Below are 16,716 nucleotides of genomic sequence, written 5' to 3'. Positions count from 1 at the left end.
AATGACCCCTCAGCATGATTCCTTCGACCCGCTCGCCAGCGAAGTCCTGGCCGTGGTGCCGGGCCGCGCGCATGACCTGGCACGCCTGCGCGTGCTGGCACAAGTGCAGGCCGCGCCGACCGTGACGGTGGTCGGCAAGTACAACCACGGCAAGAGCCGCCTGCTCAACGAACTGATGGGGCGCGACGTGTTTGCGGTGGCCGACCGGCGCGAGACGGTCACGCTGTCGGAACACCATCACGCCGAACTGCGCTGGCTGGATGCGCCCGGGCTGGACGCCGACGTCGCCCTGCAGGATGACAGCCACGCACAGGAAGCCACGTGGCTGCAGGCCGATGTGCGCCTGTTCGTGCATGCGGCCAAGGAAGGCGAACTGGATGCGGCCGAACGCCATCTGCTGCAGGCCCTGCGCGAAGACCAGCAGCGCACGCGGCGGCAGACGCTGTTCGTGCTCACGCAGGTGGACCAGATGAGCGATGACGAGCAACTGGCCAAGGTCAGCGCCGCCATCTCTGCGCAGGCACCGGGGCTCACGCTGTATCCGGTGTCGTCGACGCGACACCGCAGTGGCGTGGAAGGCGGCAAGTCGCTGCTGCTGCAGCGTAGCGGCATTCCGGCGCTGCAGGCCTTGCTGCGTGACGTGGTGGAGCAGGTGCCGGGTGCGCGCCGACATGAACGCCATCTGCTCTTCACCGAGATCGGCCAGCAGGTACGGCAGCAACAAGCTGCGCTGGAGAGCGGGCTGCAAACGCTGCGCCAGCGCCAGCAGCAGCAACGCCAGGATTTCGAGCAAGGGTTGCAGGCCGTGCTGGAAAAAGTCCATCAGGATCTGCTGCCGGTGGTCGAGTTTCAGGGGGTCGATCCCGCGCTGGTACCCGATACCGCCGCCGACGAATTCAAGCTCACCGCCGGCAAGCGCGAGCGGGCGCGCATTCACGTCGCTTATTCCCGGGCCTGCATCGCCATTCGCGCGCACCTGATCCAGCATGGCGTGGAGGGGCTGCCGGCCAGCCAGCAGACCTCGGTGGCCAGCCTCGATAACGTGATGGTGGCGGTGCTGGGCATCTCCATCAAATACCGCGCCGACCTGCGCCGCCGTTTCTGTGAACCGGCGGGGCAGGCGCAATTGAAAGAGGCCTTCCTGCACTACTACGAACTGTCGGAAGACCGCCAGGCGCTGCAACAGCAGATCGCCATCGGCCAGGCCGAGCTGCACGCGCATGAACGCGCGCAGCAGGCGCTGGCGCGGCTGCGCGAAGGAGGGGACGCATGAGCCGCGAAGAACAGCATTTCATCGATTCCATCGGCCGCACCGGCCAGGGCGAGGCCGACCTGCAGCCGGTGCTGTCTGCATTGCGTGATTGGCTCGTGGCGCTAGCGCAGGCCTTTGAAGCTGCACCGCTACCTGCCAGCGGCCTGCAGTCGGCCAGCCCCATGGCGCGCCGTATGGCCGCCTTGCACGAAGAGCGGATCCACCAGGCGCGCTGCCGCGAGGAGCAATGGATTGCCCTCGCTCCCGCCCGTGCGCTGGCCCAGCGTTTCGAGGGCAAGCTCATGCTGCTGGTGTTCGGCAAGTTCAATGCCGGTAAAAGCTCGCTATGCAACTTTCTCGCGCAACGCTTCCGCGAGCGCCAGCAGGCGGTGCAGTATTTCCATCTGCAGGACGGGGCGCTGGTGGAGAGTGAAGATCCTTTCCATGAAGGCGCTACCGAAACCACGGCGCGCCTGCAGGGCGTCTGCTTGGGCGACGGGCTGGTGCTGCTGGACACCCCCGGCCTGCATTCGGCCACCGGCGAGAATGCGGCGCTCACGCAGCGCTTCCTCGACAGCGCCGATGCGGTGCTGTGGCTGACCAGTTCGACTTCGCCCGGACAGGTGCAGGAACTCGATGAACTGGCGCGCGAACTGCGCCGTGGCAAGCCGCTGCTGCCGGTGCTGACGCGCAGCGACGTCATCGATGAGGATGAGGTGGATGGCCAGATCGTCAAATGCCTGCGCAACAAATCCGATGCCAACCGCGCCGACCAGGAAGCTGACGTCCGTGCCCGCGCCGCCGACAAGTTGCAATCGCTGGGTGTGGCGCTGCATCAGCTGAAGGCTCCCGTGTCGGTGTCCGCCTATGTGGCCCGCACGGCCGGTGCGGATGCCGAAGCGATGCGCGGTGCCGGTTTCGAGCGCCTGTATGCCGCACTGTCGGACCTGCTGGCACCGGCCCTGGCCTATCGCGACCGCAAGCCGGCCGAAGTGCTGCTGCACCATCTGCAGGAAGCGGTACTGGCCCCTCTGCAAGGGCAGACCCTGCCCGCGCTGCGGGGCTTGCAGCAGTTGGTGCAGAGCGAACTGCAAGCACTGCCCGCCAGTCGCGCACGCATCGTGCAACTGGCCTGGCGCGAGGTGATGCCGGGCCTGCCGGCCTTGCTGGAGCAGCACGCTGGCACGGGCGATGTGGCCGCTGTACTGGCCAGCCTGCAAGCATCATTGATGCACGCCTTCGAGCGCCACGCGCGCGCCGTACTGGACAGCCATGTGCTGTCCGCACCGGCCCCGGTGGCGCTGGTCCTGCCTGCGGGCAGCGGCTATGAACGCATTGCCGGCGATTTGCCGCCGTCCTACGAGAAACTGTACGACGCGCTGGGCCAAAGCGTACTGGCCACCCTGGAAGAACTGGCCGATGAAGTGGCAGGGTACTGTACTGCCCGGTTGGCGGCACTGTCTGATGCGGTGTCCGTGCAGCGGGCTCTCATCGATGAGCACGGGCGGCGGCTGGCGCAGCTGGAAGGCACGTTGCGCTGTGTGCCGGAAGGCATGGCCGCACGCTGAGGCGGCCGACCGGGCAGGGGAGAGCTGGCTTGCGCGTGGGCAAGATCTGCTGCGACGTCAGTGCTCAGGAATCTTTTGTGGTGTTAAGGATCCCTTAATTTTGCGGACCTACAGTAAAGCATCGGCGGTCAGCTCAGCATTGGCGACCGCCGACGCTCCGCCATGGAGCGGCAGCGCTTTCATCCTGAACCACGACAAGGAGCCATCATGGACATCAACAAGATCACCGCCATCAGCGCCATCGTCTTCGGCCTCGCCGGCATGGCGGCACCCCTGACCCACGCCCAGGACATGCAGGGCACGGTCGCCTACATGAACGGCGGCATCGGTGCCGGCGAGCAGGCCAAGCTGCGTGAATCGGCCAAGGACTACAACCTGCGCCTGCTGTTCTCGGAAGCCAAGGACGGCGCCTATGTCAGCAACGTCAAGCTGGACGTGGCCGACCTTCACGGCAAGAGCCTCTTCAGCCTGGCCACCGCTGGCCCCATGACCAACCTCAAGCTGCCCAAGGGCGAATACGAAATCACCGCCGTCTACAACGGCGTCAAGAAAACCAGCAAGGTCAGCGTGGGTGAGAAGCCCGTCTCGCTGAGCTTCAACTGGGCGCATCAGGACAACTGAGTCCCGGCGCATTCATCGGCCAGTCATTGGCCATTCGCCGGTCATTTATCGGCCGTCGCCCCAGCCCCCTTCGAACGTCAGCCATAGCCCGCTCCGCAGAGCGGGCTATGGGCGCTTGCGCGCGGTCTGCCAAGGCAGGAGAAGAATGACATTTTTGTCATTGAAATGTCATTCGAATGACGTTCCGGCTTGCCTAGAATCAGGCTCCCCTTCAAAAATCGTCTTTCAGGACCATATCTCATGACTAACACAACTCTGCCCCGTCTTCTCCGTGGCGCGCTGATCCCGGCGCTGCTGGCCAGCCAGTTGATCGCTTCATCGGCCATGGCGCAGACGCCGCCGCAGGTCGGCATTCGCGGCAGCATCGTCTCGGTCGGCAAGGATCGGCTGGTGGTCAAGACCAACAAGGGCGCCGAGCAGAACGTGGCCCTCGACAAGGACACCCGCGTGGCCGCCATCTCGATTGCCGACATCAACGACATCAAGCCCGGCAGCTACATCGGCGCGGCCGGCATCCCGCAGCCGGATGGCTCCCAGAAGGCGCTGGAAGTGCACGTCTTCCCGCCCGCCATGGCCGGTACCGGCGACGGCCATCGTCCCTTCGACCTGGCTCCCAACAGCACCATGACCAATGGCACCGTAGGTGACGTGGTGGCCAGCCAGGGCCGCACCCTCACCCTGAAATACAAGGGCGGCGAGAAGAAGATCGTGGTGCCCGATGATGTGCCCGTGGTCAGCATCGAAGCCGGTGATCGCTCGCTCTTGGCCGCAGGCGTGAAGGTGGTAGTGCGCGCCCGCAAGAACGCCGATGGCAGCCTGACCGCCAACAGCGTGAGCGCCGGCAAGAACGGCATCACCCCGCCGATGTAAGCAGGTGCGACGATGCCCCGTTCACCCGTTCTCCATCCGCTGGCCGTGCGCATTGCCCACTGGCTCAATGCCGTGGCCATCGCCTGCATGATCAGCAGTGGCTGGGGCATCTACAACGCCTCGCCCATCTTCGGCTTCAAGTTCGCTCCCTGGATGACTCTGGGCGGTTGGCTGGGCGGCGCCATCGCCTGGCACTTCGCGGCGATGTGGCTGCTGGTGGCCAATGGCCTGTTCTACCTGCTGTATGGCAGCTTCAGCGGCCATTTCCGCCTCCACCTGCTGCCGCTGCGCGCGGCCGATGTGGTCAGCGACGCGGTGCAGGCCATGCGCTTTCGCCTGCCGCATCAGCCCGGCGTCTACAACGCGGTGCAGAAGCTGCTGTACTGGGCGGTGATTCTGCTGGGCATCCTGGTGGTGCTGTCGGGTCTGGCGCTGTGGAAGCCGGTGCAGCTGGACTGGCTGGCCGATCTCTTCGGCGGCTTCGACTTTGCGCGCAAGGTGCATTTCGCCGCGATGGCCGGTATTGCTGGCTTCGTGGTGGTACACCTGGCCCTGGTGGCCATCGTTCCCAAGACCCTCATCCCGATGTTCACCGGAGGCCGTGATCACGAGGCCAATGCATCATGAAAGACAAGGAAGACATCAAACCGCCACGTCCGGAGAAGGCCGGCAAGATCCTGCTGGCCGACCATCGCCCGGCCCTGCTGAACGTGCAGCGCCGCCTCATGCTGCGCTCGGCGCTCTCGGTGGGGGCGCTGTCCATGCTGTCGGGCTGCGACCTGCAGGACAACGACAGCGTGGACAAGGTCCTGTGGGCCATGTCGCGCTGGAATGACCGGGTGCAGGCGCTGTTGTTCCGGGGCCAGAAACTCGCACCGACCTATGCGGCCAGCCAGATCACCAATCCGTTTCCCTTCAACGCTTTCTATGACGAGTTCAATGCGCCCGACATCGATGGCAGCGACTGGAAGCTGGAAGTCTCGGGCCTGGTCAGCGACAAGCGCAGCTGGAATCTGGAGCGCCTGCGTGCACTGCCGCAGGCGGCGCAGATCACGCGCCACATCTGCATCGAAGGATGGAGCGCCATCGGCCAATGGTCGGGCGTGCCGCTGAGCTTGTTCCTGCAGGCGGTCGGCGCGGATCTCACGGCGAAATACGTGGGCTTCAAATGTGCGGACCGCTATTACTCCAGCCTGGACATGCCCACGGCGCTGCATCCGCAGACCATCCTGGCACTGGACTTCGGCAAGGAGGCGCTGCCCACGCAATACGGCTATCCATTGAAGGTACGTGTGCCGACCAAGCTGGGCTTCAAGAATCCCAAGCATGTGGTGGCCATCTTCGTGAGCAACCAGAACCCGGGCGGCTATTGGGAAGACCAGGGCTACAACTGGTTCAGCGGGATCTGAAGCGCGGATTCCCCAAGACGGAATCCGGACTGCGGAAACCGGGCGGCAGATCAGCCCAGGTTCTGCCGGAGTCGTTGCAGATCTTCCGGCGTATCGACATCCGCAAAAATCCCCGCATCCTCCACCGCAATCTCTACCAGCGCCGGGCTCTCCAGCAAAGCCCGCGCACCGCGATCTCCCTGCAGTGACAGCAAGGCCGGCAGGTGCGACTGCGCAAAACCGGCCGGATTGCCGCGCCGCCCCTGCATCACCGGCACCACCATCGACGCCCCCGCCGCCAGCGCATCGCGCAAGCGCCGCACGGTGTCCGGCTGCACGCGCGGCATGTCGGCCAGCGCCACCAGCCATGCCGACGCATCAGCGCTCTGCTGCAGACCGCATCGCAAGGAGGCGCTCATCTCGCGCGGCCCATCCTGGCCGGTCAGGCAGACCGTGCAGCCCAGCGCACGCAGCGCATCGGCCAGCGGTCCTTCTCCATGCACCACGGCCAGCACCGGCATCACTTCCAGCAAGGCTGCCGCCGTAGCTGTGGCCACGATGCCGGGGCGGCCATCGTGATGGACGAAGGGCTGCAGGAGTTTTTCTTCGTGCGCGCCGAAGCGGCTACCCCGGCCGGCGGCCAGCAGCAGGGCGATGGGTGGGGAGAGTGTGGACATGGTGCAGCAGGTATCCCGAAACGCGAAGGCAAGCGGCCATTGTGCCCAAGTTTGGTCCGCTGCGTGGCCAAGGATGAGCCGGACTATGGTTGACGTACCAACAACGTCCGGTCCACGCCGCGCGCCATCGCATGAGGACCACAGATCCTAATGTTTTAAATTGCATAATGTTTCCACCCGGCCAGTTTGAGGCTATCCTTGTCCGGCAAGGGTTTGCGGGCTTGCGTTGCCGAATTGGCATACCACGTTTCTGCATTTTGATATGGTCGCGATGGCAGCGGGCTCCTAGAATCGAGCGCATGCAAGGCGGCCTTGCCATTTGGCAATCGCTGGCATCGGTCTTGCTGGGGTAGCTGGGGCATCAGGGGGCAAGCCGGACGGTCGGGGAAAGTCCGTCTACGGGGCGCCATACACAACATGGTTGGGATGGAAAGAAGCAATGATCAAGAACATACGTATCGGCTCGCGCCTGGGGGCGGGTTTTGCCGTGGTGCTGGTGTTTTCCATGGTGGTCGCCGCCGTCGGCATCTGGCGGCTCAAGACGGTCGCGCAGCAGACCCGGCAGATGATGGACGTGCCGCTGAAGACCGAACGGCTGGTGTCGCAATGGAACACGCTGCTGCTGATCGCGATCCAGCGCACCACCACCGTGGTCAAGAGCCGCGATCCAGAACTGGAAGCCTTCCTCGCCAAGGAGGCTGCGGCTTCCAGCAAGGAATCCGCACAGACCCTGAAGGACGTGGAGCAGCTGCTCACCAGTGAGGAAGAGAAGAAGCTGTTCGCGGCCATCAACGCGGCGCGCAAGCAGTTCCTCGCCATCCGCGACCAGATCTACGCGGCCAAGAAGGAGGGCGATGCGGCCAAGGTGGACCAGCTCTACCAGCAGCAATACGTGGGCATCGCCAACAACACCCAGGGCGCGATGCGGTCCCTGCTGGATTTCGAACGCGCCCGCATCGATGAAATCTCTGCCGACATCCAGCAGGATGCGGCCAGCAGCCAGTGGCAGATCTTTGCACTGGAAGCCGTGATCCTCGCCTGCGGCATCGCCTTTGCGCTGCTGCTCACGCGCAGCATCACGCGGCCGGTACACGCGGCGCTGGCCATCTCGCAGCGTGTGGCCGCCGGTGACCTGACCTCGCGCGCCCAGCCCATGGGCCAGGATGAACTGGGCCAGCTGGTGGCCTCGCTGCAAGGCATGAGCGAGCGCCTGCATGGCGTGGTCTCCACCGTGCGCCTGGGGGCCGACAACATTGCCGTGGCTTCGGGTGAAATCGCCAATGGCAACCTCGACCTCTCGGCTCGTACCGAAGAGCAGGCCGGTGCGCTGGAAGAAACCGCGGCCTCCATCGAGCAGCTCACGTCCAGCGTGCGCACCAATTCCGAAAACGCGCATCAGGCCAATGACCTGGTCAAGTCGGCGGCTTCCATTGCGGGGCAGGGCGGGCAAGTGATGCAGGAACTGATCGACACCATGGGCAACATCAACAGCTCCTCGCGCAAGATCGTCGACATCATCGGCGTGATCGATGGCATCGCGTTCCAGACCAACATCCTCGCGCTCAATGCAGCTGTGGAGGCGGCGCGTGCGGGCGAGCAGGGGCGCGGTTTCGCGGTGGTGGCTTCGGAAGTGCGCGCCCTGGCGCAGCGCTCGGCCTCGGCCGCCAAGGAGATCAAGCAGCTCATCGATGATTCGGTCTCCAAGGTCGATGCCGGCAGTGAACTGGTGGAGCGCGCCGGCAAGACCATGCAGGAAGTGGTCGGCAGCGTGCAGGGCGCGCATGCGCTGGTGGGCGACATCAGCACCGCCAGCCGCGAGCAGGCCGAAGGCATTCATCAGGTGAATCAGGCGGTGAGCCAGATGGATGGCGTGACCCAGCAGAATGCGGCGCTGGTGGAACAGGCGGCCGCAGCGGCGAAATCGCTGGAAGACCAGGCGGCGCAACTGAAGCGGGCAGTGGCTTTCTTCGCCTTGCAGGCGGCATAAGCCAATCGCACAACGGCGGATATCGAAAAGGGCCGCAGCATGCTGCGGCCCTTTTCATGCAGGCTCGGGAACGATCAGCAAGGATCAGAAAGAATCAGGCCGCCTTGAGAAATTCCGGCCCGAAATCCATCAGCACGTCGCGCACCAGCGTGGCCGTGCTCTGGCAGCCCAGCTTGTCCTTGACGCTGGCGCGATGCACGTCCACCGTCTTGACGCTGATGTTGAGGTCGCGCGCGATGAGCTTGCTGGACTGGCCCATGATGACCTTCTCCAGGATCTCGCGTTCGCGTGCGGTGAGAGTCTTCAGGCGGGCCTTGAGCTGCTGGCGGCGCTCGCGGGCCTGCATGTTGCCGGCCACGTTCTTGAGCGTCATCTGGATGCGTTCCAGCATCTGCTGCGAGTTGTAGGGTTTTTCCAGGAAGTCGACCGCGCCATTGTGCAGGGCGCGCACCGACATGGGAATGTCGCCATGGCCCGAGACGAAGATCACGGGGATGTCGGCCCCGATTTCCTTCAGGCGATCCTGCAGCTGGAAGCCGCTGATTTCAGGCATGCGCACGTCCAGGATCAGGCAGGACAGGCTGTTGGCGTCATAGGCCTTCAGGAAGGCCTCGGGGCCATCGAAGCATTCGGTCCGGATATTGACCGAGCTCAGCAGCCAGGCCAGCGAAGTCCGAACGGCTTCGTCATCATCGACGATGTAGACCACCGGCGGGTTGGTTTCCATCTGCACTCCTCGTCTCGTCAAAATGGAGCCGGCTTGCACCGGCGCTATTTCCGACCCTCTCGATTTCTTGATGGACTGGTCGGCACAAATCAAATCGTCATGCTTTGACTTATGCAAAAAGCAGGCCTGAAATTCTTGGGATCAGCGACACTGTAACACCCCCGTCCTGACGATGGTCTAGGTATTTTTACCTAGATCGTCTGCCGCAATCCCCTGTGGGGCGGGCATGTGGCACGGATTGCCTGCACCATGGGCATGCCTTAACCTGCTCTCATCGAACGCCGTGCTTCATCGGCGTGCATAACAGGGAGATCCCATGAGCACCACCGCCATTCAAAAAGAAACGCCATCCGCACCCGTGGTGCGCGCCCCCCTTGCTGCCGAGCAACTGGAATTCCGCAATGCCATGGCGCACCTGCCGGCGGCGGTATCCATCATCACCACCGATGGTGAAGGCGGCCGCTGCGGCATCACCGCCTCGGCCGTCTGCTCGGTGACCGATACGCCGCCCACGATCCTGGTCTGCATCAATCGCGGCAGTGCCATGCATGACGTGTTCAAGAAAAATGGACGGCTGTGCGTGAACGTGCTCTCGGATGAACTGGAACAGCTGGCCATGCACTTCTCCGGTGCCACCAAGGTTCCTATGGAAGAGCGTTTCGGCTGGGATATCTGGGAGGAGCCGGGCGAACTGGGACAGCCGGTACTGGCCGATGCGCTGGTCAAGCTGCAGGGGCGCATCCGCGAATTCAAGGAAGTGGGTACGCACTCGGTGATGTTCGTGGAGCTGGCCGAGGTCGAGGTCAATGAGAAGAAGGACAGCCTCATTTATTTCAATCGGCTGTTTCACAAGGTCAAGCGTACGGCGCTCTGAGATTCTTTCCTTGGAGTTAAAGATGAATGCCGTTCAGCGCAATGCTGAACGGCATTCATGCTTTCAGGCCCTCATGTCCGGACCAAAAAAAACCAACGGCGTGAGAGAGTCTTCAGAAAGCCTCAGAGATCCAGCACCAGCATCCCCGACCTGGCCCTTGAGACACAGGTACAAATCTGGTCATTGGCCGCCTTCTCTTTCTTGGAGAGGCAATTGTCGCGATGATCCGGCTCGCCCTCCAGCAGCGGTACCACGCAGGTCCCGCAGATGCCCTCGCGGCAGGAGGTATCGATGACGATGCCCTCGCGCGCCAGGATGTCGACGATGGGAATGCCCACCGGAATCTGCACCACCTTGCCCGAGCTGGCCAGCTTCACTTCGAAGGCGCCATCGCCGCCGCCGGCACCTTCCGCAGAGGCAGCAGGGGCCACCGGTGCAGCAAAGTGCTCCAGATGAATCGCCTCCTCGCTGCGGCTGGCTGCTGCACACTTGACCACCGCATCCATGAAGGGAGCGGGGCCGCAGGTATAGACGTGGGCGTCCTTGCTGCCGGCTTCGAGGCACACCGTGAGGTAATGCTCCATCTGCGCCGGCATGACCGCATAGTGGAAACGCACCTGCGCGGCGAAGGGCGCGTTCTCCAGCAGATCGGCAAAGGCCGCATGCTCGCGTGCGCGCACGAAGTAATGCAGCGTGAAGGGCTTCTGTTCGGCCCACAGGCGATAGGCCATCGCCAGCAGCGGCGTCACGCCGATGCCCGCGCCGAAGAGCAGGTGCTCCGGTGCGCTGGCATCGAGGGCGAAGAGGTTGCGCGGCGTGCCCACTTCCAGTTCCATGCCCGGCTTGACCGCATCATGCAAGGCCGCCGAGCCGCCACGCGACGCCGGTTCGCGCTTGACCGCGATGGTGTAGCCGCAACGGTCTTCCAGCGGACCGCACAGCGAGTATTGGCGCATGATCCCGGTCGGCCCGGTGACGTCGATGTGGGCCCCCGGCTCGTAAGCCGGCAGCGGGGCGCCATCGGCGCGCACCAGGCGGAAGGAACGGATGTCGCCGGTTTCATCGGTGAGGGTGTCTACGATCAGTTTCATGAGGCCAATACTCGTCGGTTCAATGTCGAAAGTGCGGTACGCCAGCTCAGAGCAGGAAGCCCAGGGCGTTGAGGCTGTCCATGGAGTTGATCAGGCGGATCACCTTCTGCTCGATCTTCGGACCCTGGGGCGTGAAGCGCAGGCGATGCGTGACGTTGGCCACGAACATCGTGTGCTGCTGGCGCTTGTAGCCCACCAGGACCTGGGCCGAGGTGATCTCCACCAGCTCCTCCGACAGGTGCACCGGCACGAAGCGCGACACGGTGCGTACGGTCGCTGCCGCATCCACGGCCGACATCGCGTGGCCCGACGTCAGGCGCTCGATGCGGATCTTGCGCATGTGGGCATTGTCGTAGGCGTAGTTCAGTGAGGCCGCGTAGTCGGTGGTGTCGGGATCGATGGGCACCACGTAGTAACCATCTTCGGTCCACAGGGCTTGCCAGGCGGCATAGTCCTTTTTGTCCAGAAGTTCAGCTTCTTTCCAGATGAAGGCGATGGCACGCGCCATGGGCGCGGGGATGCCTTGCAGGGTGTCGTGTTGGTTCATATCGGTCATTTCTCCATCATCTTTTTCCACATGGCATAGGCTTCGCGCATGCCGGTTTCATCGGTCGAGTGCGACACCTTGTCGCCGTTGTCATCCACCCACTCACGGTTCAGGCCGCGATTGACCAGGATCGGCGCATTGCGGCCGGCGTGCGAACCGGCCTGCACGCGTTCCCAGGCCTCGGCGTCATCGGGGCTGCCGAAACCGAACGGGCCCTGGAAGTGCTCGTGGATGCGCAGGCGTTCGCGGTTGGCGATCTCCGGTCCGCCGTCCATGCCCAGGGCCACGTGGCGGATCTGGGTCTCGCCCACCGACACCGGATGCAGCACCCGGAAGAAGGACATCGACATGGCCACGTTGGGGAACAGGTTCAGGTTGAAACCGGCGCCGTGCAGCGAACGCACGATGCGGCGCACCTGTTCCGGCGGCATGGTCTTGGAGAGTTCTTCGGTGACGTGGGCGAAACGCTCCTGCAGTTGTTCGCTGCCATCGTCCACATCCAGGTCCACGTGTTCCGGCACCATGATCATGACGCTGTGGCCATTGCCCAGCGAGCGGGTGATGGACTGGTCATCGGTCATGAAGGACAGCATCTCGGAAGTCTCTTCATCGACCGACGACAGGAAGGTCTTGTGCACCACGGGGAAGTGATAGCCGTCGGTGGTGTTTTCCAGCTGGATCTTCCAGTTGCCCTTGAAGCTGAACTTGTGCTCGCCCTGCACCTTCACGGGGAAGCCTGCGCCTTGCTTCATGAACAGGTCGATCCACTTCTTGGCATGGCCGAGGAAGTCCGACAGCGGTTCGATCTCCTGGTTGAAGGAGGCGAAGATCATGCCGTTGTAGCTCTCCGCACGCAGGCTCTGCAGCGGCAGGTCGGCTTTCTCGATGACGTCTTCGTAGCCTTCCGGATAGGGCAGGCCGCGCAGCTTGCCGTCCAGGCCATAGGACCAGCTGTGGTAGGGACAGGTAAAACCGGTGGCATTGCCCTTGTGCTTTTCGCAGACGGTGGCGCCACGATGGCGGCAGCGGTTTTCCAGCACGTTGATCTTGCCGGTCTTGTCGCGCACCACGATCACCGGCTGGCGGCCGATCTGGGCAGTCTTGAAATCACCGGGATTCTTGATTTCGCTTTCATGCGCAACCCAGATCCAGGTCTTGTAGAAGATCTTGTCCATCTCCGCTTCGAAGATGGCCGGATCGGTGTAGAGCGAAGGATCCACCACCGCATCCTGTACCAGGTCGGCATAGGATGAATCGGTCTTGCGCGGGTGGAAGCGTAGCGGTGCGTTCATGGCTTTCTCCAGTGGCTTGCAGTCGTTGTCAGTGTTGATTGGGCGAGCTTGTCGGGGCAGTGCGTGTCAGGGGCGTTGCTTGAGTGCCTGTTCCAGATGCAGGCCCAGTGCGCAAATGCGTTCGTCATCGCCCTTGCGGCCGACCAGTTGCAGTCCGGCCTTGAGCGAGCTGCCGGCCATCGGCACCGGAATGCTCAGGGCCGGATGGCCGGACAGGTTGAAGGGCCGCACCAGCGAGGACAGCATCAGCACCGAGGCACCCTGGCGGATCGCTTCCAGCGTCGGCGGCAGCGACGGCAGCGTCGGCAGCAGCAGCGCATCGGCGTCGGCCAGCGCGGCGTCGACTTCGGCGCTGAAGGCGGCACGCACGGCTTCGGCCTGGGCCACCGCGTCATCGGTGGTGGCGGCGGCGGCCGAGAGGCGCTTCTCGATGTCGGCACCCAGTTTGCCCAGGCCCAGCAGGTGGCCGAAGGCGTCATGCGTTTCGCGATTGATGAGGGTCATGCCGGCCTCGAAGGCGGCGTGCATGTGCTGCGGGGTCCAGGCATCGCCCGTCCACCCGCTGGCGGCGAAGGCCGCGGCGACGGCCTCTGCGATCTGGGGATCAGCCTGTACCGTTACCAGTTTGACGCGGGCCTGTGCTGCCGTAGCGGTGGCGGCAGCGCGGTCGAAACCGGGCGCGATGCTGGCCATGGCGCTGATGATGAGATCCATGCTGCGCGCAAAGGGGCCCACGCAATCCAGGCTGCTCACCGCCGGATAGGCCCCGGCGCGGCTGACGCGGCCAAAGGTCGGTTTCAAGCCGATCACGCCGCAGCAGGCCGCGGGCAGGCGGATCGAGCCGCCGGTGTCGCTGCCGATGGACATATCCACCAAGCCCGCGCCCACGGCCGAGGCCGAGCCGCTGGAGGAGCCACCGGTCATGCGGCTGGCGTCCTGCGGATTGACGGCGGTGCCGTTCCAGTCATTGATGCCGGTCATGCCGTAGGCCAGCTCGTGCATGTTGGCGCGGGCGGTGAGCTGCCAGCCGGCGTCGAGCAACTTGCGAACCACGTCGGCGTGCGCCGCAGCCGGCGGCGCATCGGCCAGGGCGGCGCTGCCGCCGCAAGTGGGCTGGCCGGCGATGTCGATGCAATCCTTGATGGCCACTGTCGGGCCGCTGCCACCGAGGTGAAAACGCGAGAGCAGGGCGTGGCCGGTGCCGGGGACGGTGCGTGCTGAAGTGTTGCTCATCCTGCCGCTCCCAGGCAGGCGATGCGCGCCTGCTGCTGCAGGGCGGCGAGGGCGGCCTGGCCATTGCGCTTGCGCGGTGTCGGCAGGGGAGATGAAGAAGTTGGCTGGGGGCTCATGGCGCATCCGTTCAAATGGGGCCGACCAGGCTGGCAATCCACGTCGGGCGCGGCATGCAGGCGGTTTCCTTGGCTGATGTGAAGCATTCTAAAAGTCGCCTTAAAATAGATCAAATTGATGTAAAATATTTTTCACATAAGCGGCATGGATAGTGATTGCCGCTTTCCTTGATGTGACTCATCGGGCCCAGGCCCCCGCGCGACCCCATCCGGAGACTGCTATGGCGACCTTCAACAACATGGACCTGAACCTGCTGCGGGTCTTCCAGGCCATTGCCGACGAACGCAGCTTGACCCTGGCCGGCAACCGCCTGCACCTGTCGCAGCCCGCCGTGAGCTATGCGCTCGGACGGCTGCGGCAGATCTTCGATGACCCGCTCTTCATCCGCACCAAGGAGGGCATGCAGCCCACGCCCGCCGCGCTGGAACTGTCCAAGCCCATCAACCGCGCGCTGCAGGCGGTGCAGGATGCGCTGCGCTATACCGAGCGCTTCGACCCGGCCGCCAGTACGCGCGTCTTCCGCGCCTCGATGACGGACGTGGCCGAGATGATGTTCCTGCCGCAACTCTGCGAACTGCTGACCGCGCAGGCCCCGCAGACGCGCCTGCAGGTGGAGCAGGTGCCTCCCGCACATCTGGAAGAAGCGCTGCGCACCGGTCAGCTCGACTTCGCCTTCGGCAACCTGCCCGCGCTCAAGGCGGTGACCTGTCATGAACTGCTGTTCCGCGAAACCTATGTCTGCATGATGCGCAAGCGTTCGGCTCTGCCTGCGCGTGAACAACTGCAGCTCGACGAATTCCTGGCGCTCTCGCACGTCCTGGTCGAGTCGGCCGAGAGCAGCCATCACCAGGTCGAGAATTCCTTCCGCAATCTCGGCGTGCAGCGCAAGATCAGCCTGTCGATCCCGCACTTCACCGTGCTGCCGCGCATCCTCGGCAAATCCGATCTGGTGGCCACCGTCCCGGCGCGCATCGCCAAGCTTTTCCACAGCGAGCACCCGGACGTATTCCTCTCCTACGAACTGCCGGTCAAGCTGCCGGCGGTGGACATCACCTTGCACTGGCATCCGGCCTTCGATGCCGACGCCGGCAATACCTGGCTGCGCCAGATCGTCATCGACATGCTGCAGAGCTACGGCCGCAGCAGCTGATCCATTGCGCCGGAAAGCAGAAGGCCCGCCAACGCGGCGGGCCGTTCTCCCTGCCTGCGGGAAGACCACCGGATGTCGGCGGCGGCCTTCCCTCCTCAAGTAGCCCGTACTCAGAAGCGGTGACGCATGCCCAGGCGCAGCGCGCTCTGGTTGCCGGTCGACGACTGGATGCCGCCACCGAAGACCGGATACGCGTTGTAGCCCTTGTCGCGGTCATAGACGGCGCCCACGTACAGGTCGGTACGTTTGGAGATCTTGTAGTCCACCGTCGCCACCAGTGCCTGGGCATTGCCCACACCCTGGTTGCGCTTCTGGAACTGGTAGGCGGCAGCCAGATCCCACAGCGGTGTCAATGCATAGACCGTGCCCAGTTCATAGGTGGTGGCCTTGGCATTGGTGTCGGTGTTCTTGACCTGGATGATCACGCCAAACGGTGTGAAGGCGCCGATCTGGTAGCGCGCACCGCCGCCATAGATGCGGGTGGCGGAAGCGCCGCTGCTGCTCTTGATGTCGGTGTAGGCGAGCGCGCCGCTGAAGGCACCGCTGTCGTACTGGCCGGTGGCGCTGACGGTGCGGCCGGCATTGTTGTTGCCGGCCACTTCACCGAGCCCGAGCATTGCGCCAAAGCTGAAACCGCCGAACTTGGCGCTGTTGTACTTGATGGAATTGTTGGTGCGGTCGCCGGCATAGATGTGGTTGTTCAGGGCCGTGCCGTGCGCGGCATCGGCATGCAGGCCCCAGCCGAAGGAGCCGGCCGGCGACAGTGCGCCCATCGCATACTGGCCACCGATGTTGGCCATGAAGTCGTACTGGCGACCCACGCTCAGCGCGCCCCAGTCCTTGCTGCCCAGGCCGACGAAGGACTGGCGGCCGAACAACAGACCGCCTTGTCCCAGGCTGCCGTCATCGGCACCGAAGCCGGTTTCCAGGGTGAAGAAGGCATTCAGGCCACCGCCCAGATCTTCCGTTCCCTTGAAGCCGATGCGGCTGCCCTGAGCGATGCCGCTGTCCATGCGCAGCAGCGACGCGCCGCCGCCGCCGGTCTTGGCGGCGTTGGAGTAATAGGTCAGGCCGAGATCGATCAGGCCATAGATGGAAACGCTGCTCTGTGCATGTGCCATCCCCGTGCCGGCCGCGAGCAAGGCGGCGGCCAGTAGTTTCTTCTTCATGTGACAAGGCTCCCTGTGGTGTTGCAGTGTGATGGTCGCGCTCGGTACCGGGTGAGGCCGATGCCGGGCGGCGAACGCAGCCGGTAGATGTGGAAGGTCTGCGTGGCGTGCATGACATGTCGTCATGTGGGGCCATCATAGGAAGCGCATTTG

The 16,716-nt window shown here is 64.1% G+C and carries 16 protein-coding genes; 9 read left to right on the top strand and 7 right to left on the bottom strand.

Annotation, left to right across the window (positions count from 1 at the left end):
* Window position 1 precedes the first annotated feature (1 nt).
* From J2X56_RS14035 to J2X56_RS14010, 6 genes are all read left to right on the top strand, one after another.
* On the top strand, window positions 2-1,273 hold the full coding sequence (locus J2X56_RS14035; protein WP_310160638.1) for a GTPase: 1,272 nt from the start codon (window positions 2-4) through the stop codon (window positions 1,271-1,273).
* Window positions 1,270-2,820, top strand: a complete 1,551-nt coding sequence (locus J2X56_RS14030; protein WP_310160637.1) for a dynamin family protein — start codon at window positions 1,270-1,272, stop codon at window positions 2,818-2,820. The genes J2X56_RS14035 and J2X56_RS14030 overlap by 4 nt, the downstream gene beginning before the upstream one ends.
* 207 nt (window positions 2,821-3,027) lie before the next feature.
* Window positions 3,028-3,441 carry a hypothetical protein gene (locus J2X56_RS14025; RefSeq protein ID WP_310160636.1) on the top strand — a complete coding sequence of 138 codons (414 nt, stop codon included), beginning with the start codon at window positions 3,028-3,030 and terminating at the stop codon, window positions 3,439-3,441.
* Window positions 3,442-3,681: 240 nt separating this feature from the next.
* Window positions 3,682-4,311, top strand: coding sequence for a DUF5666 domain-containing protein (locus tag J2X56_RS14020; RefSeq protein WP_134134674.1), 630 nt, complete (start codon window positions 3,682-3,684; stop codon window positions 4,309-4,311).
* Between the two features lie 12 nt (window positions 4,312-4,323).
* Window positions 4,324-4,938, top strand: coding sequence for a cytochrome b/b6 domain-containing protein (locus J2X56_RS14015; RefSeq protein ID WP_134134676.1), 615 nt, complete (start codon window positions 4,324-4,326; stop codon window positions 4,936-4,938).
* Entirely contained in the window at window positions 4,935-5,720 is a 786-nt protein-coding gene (locus J2X56_RS14010; protein WP_259434421.1) for a molybdopterin-dependent oxidoreductase, read from the top strand. The genes J2X56_RS14015 and J2X56_RS14010 overlap by 4 nt, the downstream gene beginning before the upstream one ends.
* A 50-nt stretch (window positions 5,721-5,770) precedes the next feature.
* Here the strand turns inward: J2X56_RS14010 and J2X56_RS14005 are convergent, their stop codons facing one another.
* On the bottom strand, window positions 5,771-6,376 hold the full coding sequence (locus J2X56_RS14005) for a nucleotidyltransferase family protein (protein WP_310160635.1): 606 nt from the start codon (window positions 6,374-6,376) through the stop codon (window positions 5,771-5,773).
* 439 nt (window positions 6,377-6,815) lie between these two features.
* Between J2X56_RS14005 and J2X56_RS14000 the strand changes: the two genes are divergently transcribed.
* Window positions 6,816-8,363: a methyl-accepting chemotaxis protein gene (locus J2X56_RS14000; RefSeq protein ID WP_134134680.1), complete on the top strand. Its 1,548-nt coding sequence runs from the start codon at window positions 6,816-6,818 to the stop codon at window positions 8,361-8,363.
* Window positions 8,364-8,457: 94 nt separating this feature from the next.
* On the opposite strand, the gene J2X56_RS13995 is transcribed toward J2X56_RS14000, so the two are convergent.
* A complete protein-coding gene (locus J2X56_RS13995; protein ID WP_034337633.1) occupies window positions 8,458-9,090 on the bottom strand; it encodes a response regulator transcription factor in 633 nt (210 codons plus the stop codon).
* Between the two features lie 316 nt (window positions 9,091-9,406).
* Here J2X56_RS13995 and hpaC point away from each other — a divergent pair, with 316 nt between their 5' ends.
* Window positions 9,407-9,964, top strand: coding sequence for a 4-hydroxyphenylacetate 3-monooxygenase, reductase component (gene hpaC / locus J2X56_RS13990; RefSeq protein WP_121038068.1), 558 nt, complete (start codon window positions 9,407-9,409; stop codon window positions 9,962-9,964).
* A gap of 122 nt (window positions 9,965-10,086) precedes the next feature.
* Here the strand turns inward: hpaC and J2X56_RS13985 are convergent, their stop codons facing one another.
* The 4 genes from J2X56_RS13985 to J2X56_RS13970 form a co-directional block, all read right to left on the bottom strand.
* The gene (locus J2X56_RS13985; RefSeq protein ID WP_134134681.1) at window positions 10,087-11,055 is read right to left on the bottom strand and encodes a PDR/VanB family oxidoreductase; all 969 of its coding nucleotides are present in this window, start codon (window positions 11,053-11,055) and stop codon (window positions 10,087-10,089) included.
* A 46-nt stretch (window positions 11,056-11,101) separates the two neighbouring features.
* Window positions 11,102-11,602: an aromatic-ring-hydroxylating dioxygenase subunit beta gene (locus J2X56_RS13980; RefSeq protein ID WP_039789766.1), complete on the bottom strand. Its 501-nt coding sequence runs from the start codon at window positions 11,600-11,602 to the stop codon at window positions 11,102-11,104.
* 5 nt (window positions 11,603-11,607) lie between these two features.
* Window positions 11,608-12,894 (bottom strand): Rieske 2Fe-2S domain-containing protein, encoded by a 1,287-nt coding sequence (locus J2X56_RS13975; RefSeq protein ID WP_034337649.1) that lies wholly within the window; start codon window positions 12,892-12,894, stop codon window positions 11,608-11,610.
* Window positions 12,895-12,960: 66 nt separating this feature from the next.
* Window positions 12,961-14,127 (bottom strand): amidase, encoded by a 1,167-nt coding sequence (locus tag J2X56_RS13970; protein WP_134134683.1) that lies wholly within the window; start codon window positions 14,125-14,127, stop codon window positions 12,961-12,963.
* Between the two features lie 337 nt (window positions 14,128-14,464).
* Here J2X56_RS13970 and J2X56_RS13965 point away from each other — a divergent pair, with 337 nt between their 5' ends.
* Entirely contained in the window at window positions 14,465-15,394 is a 930-nt protein-coding gene (locus tag J2X56_RS13965; protein ID WP_310160634.1) for a LysR family transcriptional regulator, read from the top strand.
* A 110-nt stretch (window positions 15,395-15,504) separates the two neighbouring features.
* Here J2X56_RS13965 and J2X56_RS13960 read toward each other — a convergent pair whose 3' ends face one another.
* Window positions 15,505-16,563 (bottom strand): porin, encoded by a 1,059-nt coding sequence (locus tag J2X56_RS13960; RefSeq protein ID WP_310160633.1) that lies wholly within the window; start codon window positions 16,561-16,563, stop codon window positions 15,505-15,507.
* Window positions 16,564-16,716 lie beyond the last annotated feature (153 nt).

Source organism: Herbaspirillum sp. 1173 (genome assembly GCF_031455335.1).
In the GTDB taxonomy this organism is placed as follows: Bacteria; Pseudomonadota; Gammaproteobacteria; order Burkholderiales; family Burkholderiaceae_D; genus Herbaspirillum; species Herbaspirillum huttiense.
This window is presented reverse-complemented; position numbering and strand designations above follow the sequence as displayed.